Annotated in this window: 12 protein-coding genes; 7 read left to right on the top strand and 5 right to left on the bottom strand. The window is 59.9% G+C overall.

Translation table 11 applies throughout. The features are described 5' to 3' along the window. Positions 1-218 precede the first annotated feature (218 nt). The 4 genes from GBC55_RS09045 to GBC55_RS09060 all read left to right on the top strand — a co-directional run bounded on the left by GBC55_RS09045 (position 219) and on the right by GBC55_RS09060 (position 9,680). A complete protein-coding gene (locus tag GBC55_RS09045; RefSeq protein ID WP_162437099.1) occupies positions 219-2,522 on the top strand; it encodes a YgiQ family radical SAM protein in 2,304 nt (767 codons plus the stop codon). A gap of 417 nt (positions 2,523-2,939) precedes the next feature. Next, complete coding sequence (locus tag GBC55_RS09050) at positions 2,940-6,215, top strand: transglutaminase family protein (RefSeq protein ID WP_162437098.1); 3,276 nt, start codon at positions 2,940-2,942, stop codon at positions 6,213-6,215. An 88-nt stretch (positions 6,216-6,303) separates the two neighbouring features. Then, positions 6,304-8,790 (top strand): circularly permuted type 2 ATP-grasp protein, encoded by a 2,487-nt coding sequence (locus tag GBC55_RS09055; protein WP_162437097.1) that lies wholly within the window; start codon positions 6,304-6,306, stop codon positions 8,788-8,790. Then, positions 8,790-9,680: a transglutaminase family protein gene (locus tag GBC55_RS09060; protein WP_162437096.1), complete on the top strand. Its 891-nt coding sequence runs from the start codon at positions 8,790-8,792 to the stop codon at positions 9,678-9,680. The genes GBC55_RS09055 and GBC55_RS09060 overlap by 1 nt, the downstream gene beginning before the upstream one ends. Before the next feature lie 162 nt (positions 9,681-9,842). Here the strand turns inward: GBC55_RS09060 and GBC55_RS09065 are convergent, their stop codons facing one another. Next, a complete protein-coding gene (locus tag GBC55_RS09065; RefSeq protein WP_110660080.1) occupies positions 9,843-10,034 on the bottom strand; it encodes a hypothetical protein in 192 nt (63 codons plus the stop codon). Between the two features lie 68 nt (positions 10,035-10,102). Beyond that, a complete protein-coding gene (locus GBC55_RS09070) occupies positions 10,103-10,690 on the bottom strand; it encodes a TIGR00730 family Rossman fold protein (RefSeq protein ID WP_162437095.1) in 588 nt (195 codons plus the stop codon). 343 nt (positions 10,691-11,033) lie between these two features. Between GBC55_RS09070 and azu the strand changes: the two genes are divergently transcribed. Then, positions 11,034-11,480 (top strand): azurin, encoded by a 447-nt coding sequence (gene azu, locus GBC55_RS09075; protein WP_162437094.1) that lies wholly within the window; start codon positions 11,034-11,036, stop codon positions 11,478-11,480. A 120-nt stretch (positions 11,481-11,600) separates the two neighbouring features. On the opposite strand, the gene nadE is transcribed toward azu, so the two are convergent. From nadE to GBC55_RS09090, 3 genes are all read right to left on the bottom strand, one after another. After that, a complete protein-coding gene (nadE, locus tag GBC55_RS09080) occupies positions 11,601-12,428 on the bottom strand; it encodes an ammonia-dependent NAD(+) synthetase (RefSeq protein ID WP_162437093.1) in 828 nt (275 codons plus the stop codon). Between the two features lie 4 nt (positions 12,429-12,432). Next, complete coding sequence (gene pncB / locus GBC55_RS09085) at positions 12,433-13,659, bottom strand: nicotinate phosphoribosyltransferase (protein WP_162437092.1); 1,227 nt, start codon at positions 13,657-13,659, stop codon at positions 12,433-12,435. A gap of 285 nt (positions 13,660-13,944) precedes the next feature. Then, on the bottom strand, positions 13,945-14,856 hold the full coding sequence (locus GBC55_RS09090; protein WP_162437091.1) for a LysR family transcriptional regulator: 912 nt from the start codon (positions 14,854-14,856) through the stop codon (positions 13,945-13,947). Positions 14,857-15,031: 175 nt separating this feature from the next. Between GBC55_RS09090 and GBC55_RS09095 the strand changes: the two genes are divergently transcribed. After that, on the top strand, positions 15,032-16,522 hold the full coding sequence (locus GBC55_RS09095; protein ID WP_162437090.1) for an aldehyde dehydrogenase family protein: 1,491 nt from the start codon (positions 15,032-15,034) through the stop codon (positions 16,520-16,522). A 166-nt stretch (positions 16,523-16,688) separates the two neighbouring features. After that, entirely contained in the window at positions 16,689-17,972 is a 1,284-nt protein-coding gene (locus tag GBC55_RS09100; RefSeq protein ID WP_162437089.1) for an FAD-binding oxidoreductase, read from the top strand. Positions 17,973-18,289 lie beyond the last annotated feature (317 nt).

Genomic DNA, 18,289 nt, shown 5'->3' on the forward strand with positions numbered 1-18,289 from the left:
CGAGGGAGCTTGCTCCCGCTTGAGTGCGCAGCGTTCACGATTTTGGGGCCGCTTCGCACCCCAGCGGGAGCAAGCTCCCTTGCCACAGGGTAGATGCAAGACCTTCGGGGCTGTGCACAAACCAGCCACAGACATTTCCGACCATTACCGTCGGAATTGGTTATTTTTTGTGCTATATTCCGCGCCCGCGATTTTTCATCTCAACACCGGTCATCGTCATGCAAACAGCCAAGCCGTTATTTGACTATCCCAAGTACTGGGCCGAATGCTTCGGTCCAGCGCCATTCCTGCCGATGAGCAGGGAGGAGATGGATCAGCTTGGCTGGGATTCATGCGACATCATCATCGTCACCGGTGATGCGTACGTGGACCATCCGTCTTTCGGCATGGCGATTATCGGCCGGCTGCTGGAGTCCCAGGGCTTCCGCGTCGGGATCATTGCGCAGCCAAACTGGCAGTCCAAAGACGACTTCATGAAGCTCGGCGAGCCGAACCTGTTCTTCGGTGTCGCGGCCGGGAACATGGACTCGATGATCAACCGCTACACCGCCGACAAGAAAATCCGCTCCGATGACGCCTACACCCCCGGTGGCCTGGCGGGCAAACGTCCCGACCGCGCGAGCCTGGTTTACAGCCAGCGCTGCAAGGAAGCCTACAATCATGTGCCGATCGTGCTGGGTGGCATCGAAGCCTCCCTGCGCCGCATTGCTCACTACGATTACTGGCAGGACCGGGTGCGTAACTCGATCCTGATCGACGCCTGCGCCGACATCCTGCTCTACGGCAACGCCGAGCGTGCGATCGTCGAAGTCGCCCAGCGTCTGTCCTACGGTCACAAGATCGAAGACATCACCGACGTGCGCGGCACCGCATTCATCCGTCGCGATACGCCGAAAGACTGGTATGAAGTCGATTCCACGCGCATCGACCGTCCGGGCAAGGTCGACAAGATCATCAACCCGTACGTGAACACCCAGGACACCCAAGCCTGCGCCATTGAGCAGGAAAAAGGTCCGGTTGAGGATCCGAGCGAAGCCAAGGTCGTGCAGATCCTGGCCAGCCCGCGCATGACTCGCGACAAGACCGTGATCCGTTTGCCGTCGGTAGAGAAAGTCCGTGGCGACGCGGTGCTCTACGCTCACGCCAACCGGGTGCTTCACCTGGAAACCAACCCGGGCAACGCCCGCGCGCTGGTGCAGAAGCACGGCGAAGTCGACGTCTGGTTCAACCCGCCGCCGATTCCGATGACCACTGAAGAAATGGACTACGTGTTTGGTATGCCCTATGCGCGCATTCCGCACCCGGCGTACGGGAAGGAAAAGATCCCGGCCTACGACATGATCCGCTTCTCGGTGAACATCATGCGTGGCTGCTTCGGCGGCTGCACCTTCTGCTCGATCACCGAGCACGAAGGCCGGATCATCCAGAACCGTTCCGAAGAGTCGATCATTCGTGAAATCGAAGAGATCCGCGATAAGGTGCCAGGCTTCACCGGCGTCATTTCCGACCTCGGTGGCCCGACCGCGAACATGTATCGCATCGCCTGCAAGAGCCCGGAAATCGAATCCGCGTGCCGCAAGCCATCGTGCGTGTTCCCGGGCATCTGCCCGAACCTGAACACTGACCACTCGTCGCTGATCCAGCTGTATCGCAGCGCTCGCGCGTTGCCGGGTGTGAAGAAGATCCTGATCGCTTCCGGCCTGCGTTACGACCTCGCGGTCGAGTCGCCGGAATACGTTAAAGAGCTGGTGACTCACCACGTCGGTGGTTACCTGAAGATCGCCCCGGAACACACCGAGGAAGGTCCGCTCAACCAGATGATGAAGCCGGGCATTGGCAGCTATGACAAGTTCAAGCGCATGTTCGAGAAGTACTCCAAGGAAGCCGGGAAAGAGCAGTACCTGATTCCGTACTTCATCGCCGCTCACCCGGGCACCACCGACGAAGACATGATGAACCTGGCCCTGTGGCTCAAGGGCAACGGCTTCCGTGCCGACCAGGTGCAGGCGTTCTACCCGTCGCCTATGGCCACCGCCACCGCGATGTACCACTCGGGCAAGAACCCGCTGCGCAAGGTCACTTACAAGAGCGACGCCGTGACCATCGTCAAGAGCGAAGAGCAGCGTCGTCTGCACAAGGCGTTCTTGCGTTATCACGATCCGAAAGGCTGGCCGATGCTGCGTGAAGCGCTGACCCGCATGGGCCGCGCCGACCTGATCGGGCCGGGTAAAAACCAGCTGATCCCGCTGCATCAGCCGGCGACCGACAGCTACCAGAGCGCCCGTCGCAAGAACTCGACGCCAGCAGGCAGCCATAAAGTCGCGGGTGAAAAAACCACCAAGATCCTCACCCAGCACACAGGCCTGCCACCGCGCGCCAGTGACGGTGGTAATCCGTGGGACAAGCGTGAACAGGCCAAGGCTGCGGCGTTTGCCCGTAACCAGCAGGCCGCCAAGGAGCGTAAGGATGCCGCGAAAGGCAAGGGCCCTAAACCTGCCCGCAAGCCGGTCGTACCGCGCTAAACGCTGACAGCGGATAACAAGACGCCAACCTTCGGGTTGGCGTTTTGCATTTGCGGGTCGATCAAAAATCGTGGCGAGGGGATTTATCCCCGTTGGGTTGCGAAGCAACCCCAAGGCCAGCAGCCACGGTGTTCAGGTACACCGCGTCTACCGTTTCTGCGTCTGCTTCGCAACCCAACGGGGCGGTGCGACGTTTCGCTAATCCCCTCGCCACTGGTTTTGTGTTCGCTGTCCCTCCATTTACTGACTGTTGTTACAGCTTCGCCACATTTGCGTGCAACTGCGCCAAACCAATTTCCCGCATCGCCCGATTTTGGTGCTGTACTGCCTCAAGCAAACGCAGAAAGCGCCGGTGCCGCTGCATGGCATAAGTCTTGCGCGCTTTCCCATACGCTTAGGGCTCGCAGGAGGCACGCCGTGTCGATACATGTCGCATTGCATCACGTAACGCATTACCGCTACGACCGCGCCGTCGAGCTCGGGCCTCAGATAGTTCGCCTGCGCCCGGCCGCCCACAGTCGCACGCGGATACTGTCCTATGCGCTGAAAGTCTCGCCCGAGCAGCACTTCATAAACTGGCAGCAAGACCCCCAGGGTAATTACCTGGCGCGGTTAGTGTTTCCTGAGAAAACCGATGAACTGCGGATCGAAGTGGATCTGCTCGCCGAGATGGCGGTGTTCAATCCATTCGACTTCTTCCTGGAGCCGTATGCGGAGAAAATCCCGTTCGTTTACGCCACCGATGAGCGCAAGGAGCTGGCGCCGTACCTGGAAACCCTGCCGCTGACGCCGAAGTTCAAAGCCTACCTGGACGGTATCGACCGCACCCCGTTGCCTGCCGTGGATTTCCTCGTGGCGCTCAACCAGCGTCTGAGTGAAGACATCGGCTACCTGATCCGCATGGAACCAGGCGTCCAGACACCCGAACACACGCTGGAACACGCTTCTGGATCTTGCCGCGATTCGGCGTGGTTGCTCGTGCAATTGCTGCGCAACCTGGGCCTGGCCGCGCGGTTTGTCTCCGGTTACCTGATTCAGCTGACGGCCGATGTCAAAAGCCTCGACGGGCCCTCGGGTACCGAAGTGGATTTCACCGACCTGCATGCCTGGTGCGAAGTGTATTTGCCCGGCGCCGGCTGGATCGGCCTGGACGCGACGTCAGGGCTGTTTGCTGGTGAAGGACATATTCCGTTGGCCTGTAGTCCCGATCCGGGCTCTGCGGCACCGATCAGCGGCTTGGTGGAGCCCTGCGAGTGTGAGTTCACCCACGAAATGTCGGTGGAGCGGATCTGGGAAGCACCGCGAGTCACCAAGCCCTACACCGACGATCAATGGCTGGCGATCCAGGCATTGGGCCGGCAGATCGATGCGGACCTTCTCGAGGGTGACGTGCGCCTGACCATGGGCGGTGAACCGACTTTCGTGTCCATCGATGACCCGGACGGTGCCGAGTGGAACACCGCAGCGCTCGGACCGGAAAAGCGTCGCCTGTCTGCCGAACTGTTCCAGCGCATGCGCAAGCGCTATGCCCCCAATGGCCTGGTGCATTTCGGCCAGGGCAAGTGGTACCCGGGCGAACAGCTGCCGCGATGGTCCCTGAACTGCTACTGGCGCCGCGACGGTGTGCCGATCTGGCGCAACAACGCGCTGATCGCCGATGAGCAAGAAGACTACGGCGCTAACGGCGAACTGGCCGGGCGGTTTTTGGCGAGTGTCGCCGAACGCCTGAAAATTCCGACACGCTTCGTGTTTCCGGCCTACGAAGACAACTTCTACTACCTCTGGCGCGAAGGCACGTTGCCGCAGAATGTCAGCGCCGAAGACTCACGTCTTGAAGAGCTCCTTGAGCGTGCGCGTCTGCGTAAAGTCTTCAGCCAGGGACTGGACACGGTGATCGGCCAGGTGCTGCCACTGGCGCGTACCGCCAAGGGTGACCAGTGGCAAAGCGGTCGCTGGTACCTGCGTGATGAGCACTGCCGCCTGGTGCCGGGTGATTCCGCGCTGGGTTATCGCTTGCCGCTCGGCTCACAACCTTGGGTCAAAGCGGCGGAGTATCCGTTTATCCATCCAAGGGATCCGAATCAGGATTTCCCGCCGCTGCCCGACCTTGCTCAGTTGCAAAGCCAGGGCGAGCCTGCGGTTGCGCAAGACCGTGCGCCGAAGATCGACGAGTCCGCGGACTGGCTGACCCGGACCGCCTTCTGCGCGGAGGCGAGGGAAGGCCGGCTGTACCTGTTCATGCCGCCACTGGAGCAGGTCGAGGATTATCTGGAACTGGTCGCCGCCATCGAAGCCACCGCTGAAGAACTGCATTGCCCGGTGCTGCTGGAGGGCTATGAACCCCCGAGTGACCTGCGTTTGAGCAACTTTCGTGTCACCCCTGATCCGGGTGTGATCGAAGTCAATGTGCAGCCGTCGGCGACCTGGGATGAGCTGGTCGATCGCACCGAGTTCTTGTACGAGGAAGCCCGCCAGACCCGCCTGACCACCGAGAAATTCATGATCGACGGCCGTCACACCGGCACCGGTGGCGGCAACCATTTCGTCCTGGGTGGCGCCACGCCGGCGGACTCTCCGTTTCTGCGTCGTCCCGACCTGCTGCGCAGCCTGATCAGCTACTGGCATAACCATCCTTCCTTGTCGTATCTGTTCTCCGGGTTGTTCATCGGCCCGACGTCCCAGGCGCCCCGTGTCGATGAGGCGCGCAATGACTCGCTGTATGAGCTGGAAATCGCGTTTTCACAGATGCCTGAACCTGGCGAAGAGTGCGCGCCGTGGTTAGTAGATCGACTGCTGCGAAACCTGCTGATCGACGTCACCGGCAACACGCACCGGGCAGAGTTCTGCATCGATAAACTGTATTCGCCGGATGGCGCTACAGGGCGTCTCGGGTTACTGGAACTGCGGGCCTTTGAAATGCCACCTCATGCGCGCATGAGCCTGGCTCAACAGCTGTTGCTGCGGGCGCTGGTCGCGCGGTTCTGGCGCGAACCTTATGCGCCGCCCAAACTGGCTCGTTGGGGTACCGAATTGCATGACCGATTCATGTTGCCGCACTTTATCGAACAGGATTTCGCTGACGTCATCGTCGACCTCAATGCGGCGGGTTATCCCGTGCGCGCCGAGTGGTTTGCCGCGCACCTGGAATTCCGGTTTCCCAAGGTGGGTGATTACGCGGTCAGTGGCATCGAGCTGGAGGTGCGTCAGGCGCTGGAGCCTTGGCACGTTTTGGGCGAGGAGGGCGCGCCCGGCGGAACGGTGCGTTATGTGGATTCGTCCCTTGAGCGCCTGCAGGTCAAACTCACTGGCCTGTCGCCCCAGCGTTACTTGCTGACGTGCAACGGCGTTCCGGTGCCATTGCAGCCCACCGGGCGCGTCGGCGAATTCGTCGCTGGCGTGCGTTTCCGCGCCTGGCAACCGTCCAATTGCCTGCAACCGACCATCCCGGTGCATGCGCCTTTGGTCTTCGATGTGCTCGACACCTGGATGCAGCGCTCGCTGGGTGGCTGTCAGTACCACGTCGCCCATCCGGGCGGTCGGAACTACGACAGTCTGCCGGTCAACGCCAATGAGGCGGAGAGCCGGCGGATGGCGCGGTTTTTCCGGATCGGACACAGTCCCGGAAAACTGCCGGTCCCGAGTGTCAACATCAACGACGAGTTGCCGATGACACTCGATTTACGACGCTTTTGAACCGTACGCGACGCCCGGATTTTTCGTCTATCCGGGTGTCATGAGCCTGCGTTAGTCTGACCGAACTTTGCTGTCTGCCGAGCTTTCCATGCCTGACCTGCTTGACCGCTACCCGCTCACGGCGGGCACTTACCACGAACTGCTCGACGACAGTGGGGCCGTTCGCCCGCACTGGCGACGGCTGCTCGACCAATTGCAACGCAGCACGCCAGCGCAATTGGTGCAGCGTCAGGCACTGCTGACGCGGCAAATCCAGGAAAACGGCGTGACTTACAACGTCTACGCCGATCCCAAGGGCGCCGACAGGCCGTGGGAACTGGACCTGCTGCCCCATGTGATTGCGGCTGATGAATGGCAGCACTTATCCGCCGGCATCGCCCAGCGGGCACGGTTGCTCAATGCGGTGCTGGAAGACCTCTACGGCCCGCAGCGCCTCATCGCTGAAGGCTTGCTGCCCGCAGAACTGGTCTTCGGTCACAACAACTTCCTCTGGCCCTGTCAGGGCATCAAGCCGCCAGACGGAGCATTTCTGCATCTGTATGCCGTGGACCTGGCGCGCACGCCTGATGGCCGCTGGTGGGTGACGGCCGATCGAACGCAGGCGCCGTCCGGTGCCGGCTATGCGCTGGAAAACCGCACCATCGTTTCCCGCGCCTTTCCAGAGCTTTATCGCGACCTCAAAGTGCAGCACCTGGCCGGCTTCTTCCGCACGCTCCAGGAAACCCTGGCCCGTCAGGCGCCAAGCGACGACGAAGCGCCCCTGATCGTGTTGCTGACGCCGGGTCGGTTCAACGAAAGCTATTTCGAACATCTGTATCTGGCGCGCCAGCTGGGTTACCCGCTGGTGGAGGGCGGCGACCTGACAGTGCGCGACGCCACCGTCTACCTGAAAACCTTGAGCGGCCTGCGCCGGGTGCACGCGATCATGCGTCGGCTCGACGACGACTTCTGCGACCCGCTGGAATTGCGCACCGACTCAGCCCTTGGCGTGCCGGGGTTGCTGGAGGCGGTGCGGCAGGGCCGGGTGCTGGTAGCCAATGCGTTGGGCAGTGGGGTGTTGGAGTCTCCCGGGTTGTTGGGTTTTCTGCCGAAGATCAACCAGTTCCTGTTTGGCGAAGAACTGATCCTGCCGTCCATCGCCACCTGGTGGTGCGGCGAAGCGCCGGTGCTGGCCCAGGCGTTGGAAAAACTGCCTGAGTTGTTGATCAAGCCCGCTTTTCCGTCACAGAGTTTTGCTCCGGTCTTCGGTCGGGATTTGAGTGAAAAACAGCGCCAGGTGCTCGCTGAGCGCATGCAGGCGCGGCCTTACGCTTATGTAGCGCAAGAATTGGCGCAGCTTTCCCAGGCGCCGGTCTGGCAGGCAGAAGATGGACTGTTGCAACCCCGCGCTATCGGCATGCGCGTGTATGCCGTGGCCAGCCGCGACGGTTATCGGGTTTTACCGGGCGGGTTGACCCGCGTGGCCGCCGAGGCAGACGCCGAAGTGGTATCGATGCAACGTGGCGGCGCGAGCAAGGACACCTGGGTTCTGGGTGACCGTCCTCCGAGCGGCGAGCAATGGAAAACCCAGCGCACCATTGGCGTTCATGACCTGGTACGGCGTGATCCGTATTTGCCGTCACGTGTGGTGGAGAACCTGTTCTGGTTTGGCCGTTACTGTGAGCGTTGCGATGACAGCGCGCGGTTGTTGCGAATCATGCTGGCGCGCTATGTCGATGGCGACGATCCCCAGGCCTTGCAGGCGGCAGTCGATCTCGGTGAGCGGTTGATGCTGCTACCCGATGAGGGTGAATTGCCCGAGCGCTTACTCGCCGCGTTGCTGGGAGATGACTGGTCGTTCAGCCTGCGCTCCAACCTGCAACGCTTGCAGTGGGCCGCCTCTCAGGTACGCGGAAAACTCTCTCGGGAAAACTGGCAAGCGCTGGTGGAGCTGCAACGGGAAGCCATGGAACTTGAATCCGAAGAACCGGATTTTGGTGAGTTGCTGGACTTCCTGAACCGGTTGGTGATGTCCCTGGCGGCTCTGTCGGGTTTTGCCCTCGACGACATGACCCGGGATGAAGGCTGGCGTTTCCTGATGATTGGACGGCGGATCGAACGACTGCAGTTTCTCAGCGCCAGCCTCGCGGCTTTCCTGCGTGGCGCCGATGCGTTCGAGCAGGCAAGGCTGGAGTGGTTGCTGGAGCTGGGTAACAGCAGCATCACCTACCGTTCGCGGTATCTGGCGGTAGCGCAATTGATCCCGGTGTTGGACCTGTTACTGCTCGACGAGCAAAACCCTCACGCCGTGCTGTTCCAGTTGAAACTGGTGACGCGCACCCTCAAACGCCTGAACGACGACTTTGGCGCACCGCGCGAAACAGGTTTGCCGCACCTGGTGGAGCGTTTGGCGCGGTTCGATCTGGGCTGCCTGGAAAATGCCCTGTTCGGTGAAGCCAGCGTCCGCGCCGCCATCGACGGGCTGGCGGATTTGCTCCAGGAGATCGCTGAAGCCAGCGGGCAAGTGTCGGATCGCCTGGCGCTGCGTCATTTTGCCCACGTCGACGATGTCAGCCAGCGCACGGTGTCCGTCTGATGAACGCCCATTACCAGATCTTTCACGACACCCATTATCACTACGACAGTCCGGTGTCCCTCGCCCAACAGCTGGCCCATTTGTGGCCTAGGCCCTGTGCCTGGCAGCGATGCACCGATCAGCAATTGCTAATCAGTCCTGACCCGACTTCGCGTCGCGATGAGCTGGATGTTTTTGGCAACCCGCTGACGCGCCTGGCGTTCGAGCGGCCCCACGACGAATTGCTGGTCAACGCCAGCCTCACGATTGAAGTGTTGCCCCGGCCTGTACTGGACTTCACCCGGTCTCGCGCGTGGGAAGACACCCGCAATGCGTTGACGTACAGCAGCCAGCCGCTGTCACCCCAAGTGCTCGAGGCCTGTCGTTACCGGTTCGAATCGCCCTACGTGCATTTGAAACGCAACTTCGTCGAGTTTTCTGAAAGCTGTTTCCCCGCAGGTCGACCGTTGCTGCTCGGGGTTCAGGCGCTGATGGAGAAGATCTTCAGCGAATTCACCTTCGATGCCGAAGCGACCCAGGTGGCGACGCCTTTGGTGGAAGTGCTGGAGCGTCGCCGGGGGGTATGCCAGGACTTCGCGCACCTGATGCTGGCCTGCGTGCGTTCCCGCGGGCTGGCTGCGCGCTACATCAGCGGCTATCTGTTGACCCAGCCACCACCGGGCCAGCCGCGCTTGATCGGTGCCGATGCGTCACACGCCTGGGTGTCGGTGTTTTGCCCGGTGCTGGGATGGGTGGATTTTGATCCGACCAACAACGTGCAACCGGCGCTGGAGCACATCACCCTGGCCTGGGGCCGGGATTTCTCCGATGTATCACCGTTGCGCGGGGTGATTCTGGGGGGGGGGAATCATGACCCGGAAGTGCGCGTCACGGTGATGCCATTGCACTGACCACGTCCAACTGTAGGAGCGAGCTTGCTCGCGATGAACCTGAGTGCACCGGGGGGGCGATCAGGCTTATAGCGTTATCGTTAACGACCATCGCGAGCAAGCTCGCTCCTACACAGGACACAGATCCGGTGGGCCTGATCAGATCATCGGGCCCTGAGGGTCTCAGGCGTCGGGCGCCTGATCTTTCGGTGCTTCAACATCACTTTCTGCGGCCACTTCACCCTCTGCTTCCGGGTTCAGTGCGGCGGCTTCTTCTTCAGCTGTAGCTTTCTTGCGCTGAAGCTTTTCCTCTTTCTTCTGCTCCTTGGCCAAGTCTCTCTGACGTTTGGCGAAGGAATAATTGGGTTTAGCCATGGGCGATCCTCTGGGGTCGAAGGTGAGGTTGAGCGGCGCATATTCTGCCCTGTATCGGTGCCGAGCCGTTAGCTGGGTTTTTGCTCGGCCCATTTTGGCGTGACCACCGGTTGCCAGGCGTCCAGTGCATCGAGCAGGATTTGCGGCGATTCGCTCGTTTGCAGCATGTCACGGTGTGCTTCGCGAACGAAGCCTTCGCCGACGATATGATCAAGAAATCCGGTCAATTTGCTGTAGAAACCGTTCACTTCCAGCAAACCGAGCGGTTTGCCGTGGTAGCCGAGTTGGCCCCAGGTCCAGACTTCGAACAATTCTTCCAGCGTGCCCAGGCCGCCGGGCAGGGCGATGAAAGCGTCGCTGAGTTCCGCCATCCTCGCCTTGCGGGCATGCATGCCGTCGACCACTTCCAGCCGCGTCAGGCCGCTGTGACCGATTTCCTTGTCCTTGAGGCTTTGCGGGATGATCCCGATGACTTCTCCGCCAGCGGCCAGTGCTGCATCCGCCACGATTCCCATCAAACCGACGGCGCCACCGCCATACACCAGGGTCAATTTACGTTCGGCGAGCGCACGCCCGAGGGCGACTGCCGCTTCACGATAAGCGGGGTTGGTGCCGGTGCTGGCACCGCAGAATACACAGACGGATGCTAAAGACATGCCTTACTCCAGGGTCGGGATGGCCACAGAGTAAAGGCAGGGCAGCAGCGCTCCAAGGGTTAAACGTCGCGTTCAGGCGTTTCATAGGAGCCGCTGGCGCCACAGGCGTAGGCGGCAAGCAGACTGCACAAAAGGCTATTCAGGGACATGTGACGAGCTCCGGCTATTGGCGATGGCTCGATAATAAGGCCGCGCCAGACGCCTGGCTGGTAGATTGTTTCGATGAGTGTCATAGCCCGAAAGTTGTATACAATTTTTGATTCAGGTCATAGGAACTTGCGAAGTTTTCAGGCAGTCTTCTGTTCATTCGCACTTTTTGTTAACCCTGCCTTGGAGATTCACCATGTTTGCCAAACTTGTTGCGGTATCCCTGCTGACACTGGCCAGCAGCCAGCTGATGGCCGCTGAATGCAAGGTCACTGTCGACTCCACTGACCAGATGTCCTTCGATACCAAGGACGTCAGCATCGACAAAAGCTGCAAGACCTTTACCGTTGAGCTGAAACACTCCGGTAGCCTGCCGAAAAACGTCATGGGCCATAACTGGGTATTGAGCAAAACGGCTGATATGCAGCCAATCGCTACCGACGGCCTGGCGGCTGGCATTGACAAGAACTACCTGAAAGACGGCGATACACGCATCATCGCGCACACCAAGATCATCGGTGCCGGCGAGACCGATTCCGTGACCTTTGACGTGTCGAAGCTGGCGGCTGGCGAAAGCTACGGCTTCTTCTGCTCGTTCCCGGGCCACATCTCGATGATGAAAGGCACGGTTACCCTGAAGTAATCGAATCGCGGTCATAAAAAAGCGTCCACTTGGGACGCTTTTTTTATATCTGTCGTTTGACCGCGTCATCGTTATTCGCATGGCTTGCCCGCGAAGGCGCCCGAACAGGCGCCGAAAATCTTACGGCGCGAAAGGCATCACACGCTTGTGATGAGTCTTCCTGTACGTCTCGCAAATGATCCTGAACGCTTCCTCACGCACGGGCTCGCCATGCAGGAACGCGTCAATCTCCGCATAGGTCACGCCATGGGACGCTTCGTCCGGTTTGCCGGGCGACAGGTCTTCCAGATCCGCTGTCGGCACTTTTTCAACCAATGACTCGGGGGCTCCGAAGCTGCGGGCGATGTTGCGTACCTGGTTTTTCACCAGGCCGCTCAGCGGTGCCAGGTCGCACGCGCCGTCACCGAACTTGGTGAAGAACCCCATCACGGCTTCTGCTGCATGATCTGTCCCGATGACCAGCCCCTGGGCTGCACCGGCGATGGTGTACTGGGCAACCATGCGCATCCGCGCCTTGGTGTTGCCGAGTACGAAATCCACCGACACGGCGTGTTTGCCTTCGAACGCTGCGACTTCATTGGCCAGGGATTTAACCGCCGGGCCAATGTTTACCGTGTGGCGTTCATCCGGATTGATGAAATCTACCGAGGCTTGGGCGTCGTGTTCGTCGAACTGGGTTTCGTAGGGCAGGCGCACAGCGATGAACTTGTAGTTGTCATCACCGGTGCGAGTGCGCAATTCGCGCATGGCACGCTGGGCCAGCAGCCCGGCCGTCAGCGAGTCAACACCACCGCTGATGCCGAGCACGAGGGTCTTGAGCCCGGAGTTGACCAGGCAATCCTGAATGAACGTTATCCGACGGGCGATTTCCGCCTCAAGGGCGGCGTTGTCGGCGAACGGCGGTTGAACCTTGAGCTGCTCAGCAATCTCACGCTGTACGGCTTGCATGAATTCACTCCTTGCTAGATGTGCTGGTTGGGGCGGCAGGAACTTTGAAAACGTGTCGCAAATAGGCGACAAAATTCGGGTCTTTGCAGTGAGTCTTGCCGGGCTCATCGGAAATTTTCGCCACTGGCTGACCGTTGCAGGCGGTCATTTTAAGCACGATGCTCATCGGTTCGACACCCGGAATATCACATGTCAGGTTGGTGCCGATGCCGAAGCTCACGTTGATCCTACCGCGCAGTGCCCGGAATATTTCCAGGGACTTAGGCAGCGTCAGGCTGTCGGAGAACACCAGCGTCTTGCTCATCGGGTCGATGCCGAGCTTGTGGTAGTGGGCGATGGCCTTTTCCGCCCAGATCACAGGGTCCCCGGAGTCATGGCGCAGGCCGTCGAAGAGCTTGGCAAAGTACAGATCGAAATCGTTGAGGAAGGCATCGGTCGTGATGCAGTCTGTCAGGGCGATCCCCAGCAGGCCACGATACTCGCGGACCCAGCAGTCGAGGGCGGCGATCTGGCTGTCGATCAGCCGCGGACCCAGTTGCTGGTGCGCCATGATCCATTCGTGGGCCATGGTGCCCAACGGCTTCATGTCCAGTTCACGGGACAGGTGGACGTTGCTGGTGCCGACGAAACGCCCTGGGAAATCGTGCTTGAGCACGTTGACCACTTCTTCCTGCACGCGGTACGAGAAGCGACGGCGGGTGCCGAAATCAGCTACCTGCAACTCAGATAATTCCTCGCGGCTGGCATGGGCGGTCAGCCAGTCGAACTTGCGGTAAAGCTGCTCGCGAGCCTGTTCCAGCACGACTTCCCGGTAGCGATAGCGATTACGCACTTCGCTGACGATAGACAGCAGTGGCACTTCAAACAGGATGACATGCAGCCACGGTCCGCGCAGACGGATGAACAACTCGCCGTTTTCTATGCCGGTGTGCACGTAGCGCAGATTGAAGCGGAACAATCCGAGAAAGCGCAGGAAGTCCGGCTTCATGAAGCTGATACGTTCCATGAAGCCCAGCTGATCGGCTGTCAGGCTCAATTCGGCCAGGCGTTCGATCTGAAAACGGATCTCCGCCAGATAAGGCCGCAGGTCTTCGCTATTACGGCAACGAAACTCCCATTCCACTTCTACGTTGGGGTAGTTGTGCAGCACCGCCTGCATCATCGTCAGTTTGTAGAAGTCGGTGTCGAGCAGGTTCTGCACGATGCGATCGCCAAACACGCTCTCGCTCATAACGGGGTTCTCCAGGCTGGCCGCGGCTGATGTCACGACATTGCAGCTGTTTCATTGAATGGGGCTAGTGGCGCATATCAACGCCGGGAATTGCCAGCAATTTTTTAGACGCTGGAAATCTCTGTGGCGAGGGAGCTTGCTCCCGCTCGGTTGCGCAGCAACCGCAAGACGGTAAACGCAGCTTTTCAGATTGAACGTAGCGTCTGTACGGGGGGCGCTTCGCACCCCTGCGGGAGCAAGCTCCCTCGCCACAGTTTGTGTTTTGCCACAGATCTTGGTGAGGCATTAAATGTGCGGTATTTCCGGGTTATCAATTTGCTCCAGCATCCACTTCACAAAGTCTCGGACTTTCGGCACTTCCGCCGAATGCTCCGGATAAGCCAGGTAATAGGCGTCGGAGCTGGGCATCGCGTGCTGCCAGGGTATGACCAGTTTGCCGTCGGCCAATTCCTCTTCGACCAGAAACTTCGGCAACAGCGCCACGCCACAGCCCACCTGAGCGGCGCGGATGCACATGTAAAAGGTTTCGAAGCGCGGGCCGTGGTAGCTGTGCTCGGTGTGGTAACCCTGGCTGTCGAACCAGTCGTGCCAAGCCTGTGGGCGAGAAGCGTTTTGCAGCAGGACGAGGTCGGTGAGTTGCGTAGGATCGGTGAACGGCGTGGCGGGCAGGCTGCCGGGCGCACACACCGGGACCAGCTCTTCGCTGAACAGCTTCAGGCATTCGGTGCCGGGTCGCGAGCCTTGGCCAAAGTAGAACGCCAGGTCGCTGCGACCCTGCAGCAAATCGTCGGCTTCCTGTTCGCTGCACAGGTCCAGGTGGATCGACGGATGACGCAATCGCCAGCCTTTCAAGCGCGGCACCAGCCAGCGCGCGCCGAAGGTGGGAGGCGTGGACACGCGCAGGACTTCGGTCTCTCCGCCGTAGGAACGCAGGTAATGGGTCGACATCTCCACCTGCGTGAGGATTTTTCTTACCTCCACAAGATACAAATCGCCGGCCGGCGTCATTTGCAGGCGTCGGCGTACCCGCCGGAACAGCAAGTGCTGCAGCAACTCTTCGAGTTGCGCGACCTGTTTACTGACGGCGCTCTGCGTCAGGTTCAGCTCTTCGGCGGCCCGGGTGAAGCTCAAGTGCCGGGTGACAGCCTCGAAACACTGCAACGCGGTAATCGACGGCAGATAGCGTTTGTTCAGCATGAGCGATCCTTTCTTCTTGTTTCTTTATTGCCAGCAATGCACAGCATGAATAAACGGAATGATATCTCTCTTAAAGGTCGTTTGTTGAGTAACCTCCAGAGCGCTAAAACTACAGGTCTGATCAGCCGAGATTTTCCGGCTGCACACGTTCTGTCTTTTGCTTGAGGAGTAACCCATGGTTGCCGCATTGCTTGATCGTCTAGGTGTAAACCCGGCCCTGTACCAGAACGGCAAAGTGCCGGTGCATTCGCCGATCGATGGCAGCCAGATCGCTTCAGTGAACTGGGAAGGTGCCGCTGAAGTCGAGCAGCACATCAGTCGTGCAGATCATGCGTTTGAATTGTGGCGCAAGGTCCCGGCCCCGCGCCGTGGCGAACTGGTGCGTCAACTGGGCGACATTCTGCGCGAATACAAGGCTGACCTTGGCGAGCTGGTGTCCTGGGAAGCGGGCAAGATCACTCAGGAAGGCCTGGGTGAAGTTCAGGAAATGATCGACATCTGCGATTTCGCCGTCGGCTTGTCCCGTCAGCTGTACGGCCTGACCATCGCCTCCGAGCGTCCTGGCCACCACATGCGCGAAACCTGGCACCCGCTGGGCATCGTCGGTGTGATCAGCGCCTTCAACTTCCCCGTTGCGGTCTGGGCCTGGAACACCACACTGGCGCTGGTTTGCGGCAACCCGGTGATCTGGAAACCGTCCGAGAAAACCCCACTCACAGCACTGGCTTGTCAGGCACTGTTTGACCGCGTACTGAAGAATTTCAGCGATGCGCCGCCGCACCTGAGCCAAGTGATCATTGGCGGTCGCGATGCTGGCGAAGCGTTGGTCGATGACCCGCGTGTTGCGCTGATCAGCGCTACTGGCAGCACCCGCATGGGCCGCGAAGTGGCGCCGAAAATCGCCGCGCGTTTTGCTCGCAGCATTCTGGAGCTGGGCGGCAATAACGCCATGATCCTCGGCCCAAGTGCCGACCTGGACATGGCCGTTCGCGCGATCCTGTTCAGCGCCGTCGGTACTGCCGGCCAGCGCTGCACCACCTTGCGTCGCCTGATTGCCCACGAGTCGGTCAAAGAAGAAATCGTCACCCGCCTGAAGGCCGCTTACTCCAAGGTCCGCATCGGCAATCCGCTGGAAGGCAACCTGATCGGTCCGCTGATCGACAAACACAGTTTCGACAACATGCAGGACGCGCTTGAGCAAGCCTTGAGCGAAGGCGGCCGGGTGTTTGGTGGCAAACGCCAACTGGAAGACAAATTCCCGAACGCTTACTACGTCGCACCCGCCATCGTTGAAATGCCGGAGCAGAGTGACGTGGTTTGCCACGAAACCTTCGCGCCGATTCTTTACGTGGTTGGCTACAAGGACTTCGACGAGGCCCTGCGCCTGAACAACGCGGTACCGCAGGGCCTGTCGTCCTGCATCTTTACCACCGACGTGCGTGAAGCCGAGCAGTTCATGTCGGCGGTGGGCAGTGATTGCGGTATCGCCAACGTCAACATCGGGCCGAGCGGCGCGGAAATCGGCGGCGCATTTGGTGGTGAAAAAGAAACCGGCGGTGGTCGTGAATCCGGTTCCGATGCATGGCGCGGCTACATGCGCCGTCAGACCAACACCGTGAACTATTCGCTGGAGTTGCCGTTGGCTCAGGGCATCACGTTCGACTAACCGGTTATTCCTGAGCGAGCTTTTGTGGCGAGGGGATTCATCTCCGTTGGCTGCGCAGCGGCCCCGAATATGGGACTGCTACGCAGCCAACGGGGATAAATCCCCTCACCACATAGCTCATCCAAAATGAACTGTGTGTTGGTTAGGTTTCTGTTGGAGTCTGGCAATGCCGTTACGCGAAGAGTGTCTGTGGGAAAAACTGACGCCGCAAAGGCCTGACAACGCCGCCCTCAAGGGCGAAGTGACGGCAGATGTTTGCGTCATCGGTGCAGGTTTTACCGGGCTGTCGGCGGCGGTGCATCTGCTGGAACAAGGCAAGACAGTGTGTGTGCTGGAAGCTCATCGTGCCGGTCAGGGCGGGTCAGGGCGCAACGTCGGGCTGGTCAACGCCGGGATGTGGATCCCACCGGACGAGATCGAAGCCGGGTTCGGCGAGGCGGTGGGCAGTCAGCTCAATCGCATGCTCGGGGCGGCGCCATCGCTGGTGTTCAGCCTGGTCGACAAATACAACATCGATTGCCAGTTACGCCGCGAAGGTACGTTGCACATGGCGCACAACGCCCGTGGCGAAGCGGATCTGCGCAGTCGCGAAGAACAATGGAAACGTCGCGGCGCCCCCGTCGAATTGTTGACCGGCCAGGCCTGCGAGCAAGCGACGGGTACCAAGAAGATTGCCGCCGCGCTGCTTGATCGGCGTGCCGGCACGCTTAATCCGATGGCTTACACCACAGGGCTGGCCAAAGCGGCCATCGGCCTGGGCGGTCGACTGTTCGATCACTCTGCTGTCACGCGACTTGAGCGTCAGGGCCAGAAATGGTCGGTGCAGACCGCGCAGGGTTCGGTGCTCGCTGAACAGGTGGTCATCGCTTCCAACGCCTACACCGAAGGCGACTGGACCGAGCTGCGACGCAATTTCTTCCCCGGTTATTACTATCAAGTGGCGTCGGTCCCGCTGACGGACGAGGCCGCACAGCAAATTCTTCCTGGTGGCCAGGGCTCATGGGACACCCGTCAGGTGCTGAGCAGTATTCGTCGAGACAAGGACGGTCGACTGCTGCTGGGCAGTCTGGGAAACGGCAATCAGAAACCGACCTGGTTTCTCAAAGCGTGGGCGGATCGAGTCCAGCAGCACTATTTCCCGTACCTCAAACCTGTTGAGTGGGAGTGCACCTGGACCGGTTGCATTGCCTTCACCCCGGACCACCTGATGCGCCTTTTTGAGCCGGCGCCGGGGATAGTGGCAGTCACTGGTTACAACGGTCGGGGCGTTACAACAGGAACCGTGGTCGGCAAAGCCTTTGCCGATTATTTGTGTAACGGAAATCCTCAGGCTTTGCCGATTCCGTTCGCGCCCATGCAGCCCCTGGCGGGAGTAGGTTTGAGAAGCTGTTTGTATGAAGCGGGTTTCTCGCTGTATCACGCAGGCCAGTGCTTGCGCATCGTCATTTGATTGTTGAAATTTGTGTCCGAAACACGGCGCTTTTTCGAGCAGCGACTAGCCTGTAATGGTGCGGGTTGTAGCAGTACCGCACCAGCGGTGTGCACTTCGGTGACGCACGATGTTACAGGCTGGTTGCACGTCGTTTGGCGCCGCGGTTGCAATGATGGCGCACTCGGGTTGCGCCTTTAAAAATAAACAGTTTCACCTTCCGCGGTTTAGACGGTTGCACGCCCAATGAAAATGGGCTCGAAACAGTCGAAATAACAATAAAGCAGCGACTTTTTTCAGAATAAAAAACCGATGGCACGGCCCTTGCTCTGAGCATT

The sequence above is a fragment of the Pseudomonas sp. TNT3 genome (assembly GCF_010095445.2).
Taxonomy (GTDB): domain Bacteria; phylum Pseudomonadota; class Gammaproteobacteria; order Pseudomonadales; family Pseudomonadaceae; genus Aquipseudomonas.

What these genes read in the sequence shown, in the direction of transcription:
- GBC55_RS09045 (WP_162437099.1), top strand. Translation starts at nt 219, where the DNA reads ATGCAAACAGCCAAGCCGTTATTTGACTATCCCAAGTACTGGGCCGAA.
- GBC55_RS09055 (WP_162437097.1), top strand. Translation starts at nt 6,304, where the DNA reads ATGCCTGACCTGCTTGACCGCTACCCGCTCACGGCGGGCACTTACCAC.
- GBC55_RS09060 (WP_162437096.1), top strand. Translation starts at nt 8,790, where the DNA reads ATGAACGCCCATTACCAGATCTTTCACGACACCCATTATCACTACGAC.
- GBC55_RS09065 (WP_110660080.1), bottom strand. Translation starts at nt 10,034, where the DNA reads ATGGCTAAACCCAATTATTCCTTCGCCAAACGTCAGAGAGACTTGGCC.
- GBC55_RS09070 (WP_162437095.1), bottom strand. Translation starts at nt 10,690, where the DNA reads ATGTCTTTAGCATCCGTCTGTGTATTCTGCGGTGCCAGCACCGGCACC.
- azu (WP_162437094.1), top strand. Translation starts at nt 11,034, where the DNA reads ATGTTTGCCAAACTTGTTGCGGTATCCCTGCTGACACTGGCCAGCAGC.
- nadE (WP_162437093.1), bottom strand. Translation starts at nt 12,428, where the DNA reads ATGCAAGCCGTACAGCGTGAGATTGCTGAGCAGCTCAAGGTTCAACCG.
- pncB (WP_162437092.1), bottom strand. Translation starts at nt 13,659, where the DNA reads ATGAGCGAGAGCGTGTTTGGCGATCGCATCGTGCAGAACCTGCTCGAC.
- GBC55_RS09090 (WP_162437091.1), bottom strand. Translation starts at nt 14,856, where the DNA reads ATGCTGAACAAACGCTATCTGCCGTCGATTACCGCGTTGCAGTGTTTC.
- GBC55_RS09095 (WP_162437090.1), top strand. Translation starts at nt 15,032, where the DNA reads ATGGTTGCCGCATTGCTTGATCGTCTAGGTGTAAACCCGGCCCTGTAC.
- GBC55_RS09100 (WP_162437089.1), top strand. Translation starts at nt 16,689, where the DNA reads ATGCCGTTACGCGAAGAGTGTCTGTGGGAAAAACTGACGCCGCAAAGG.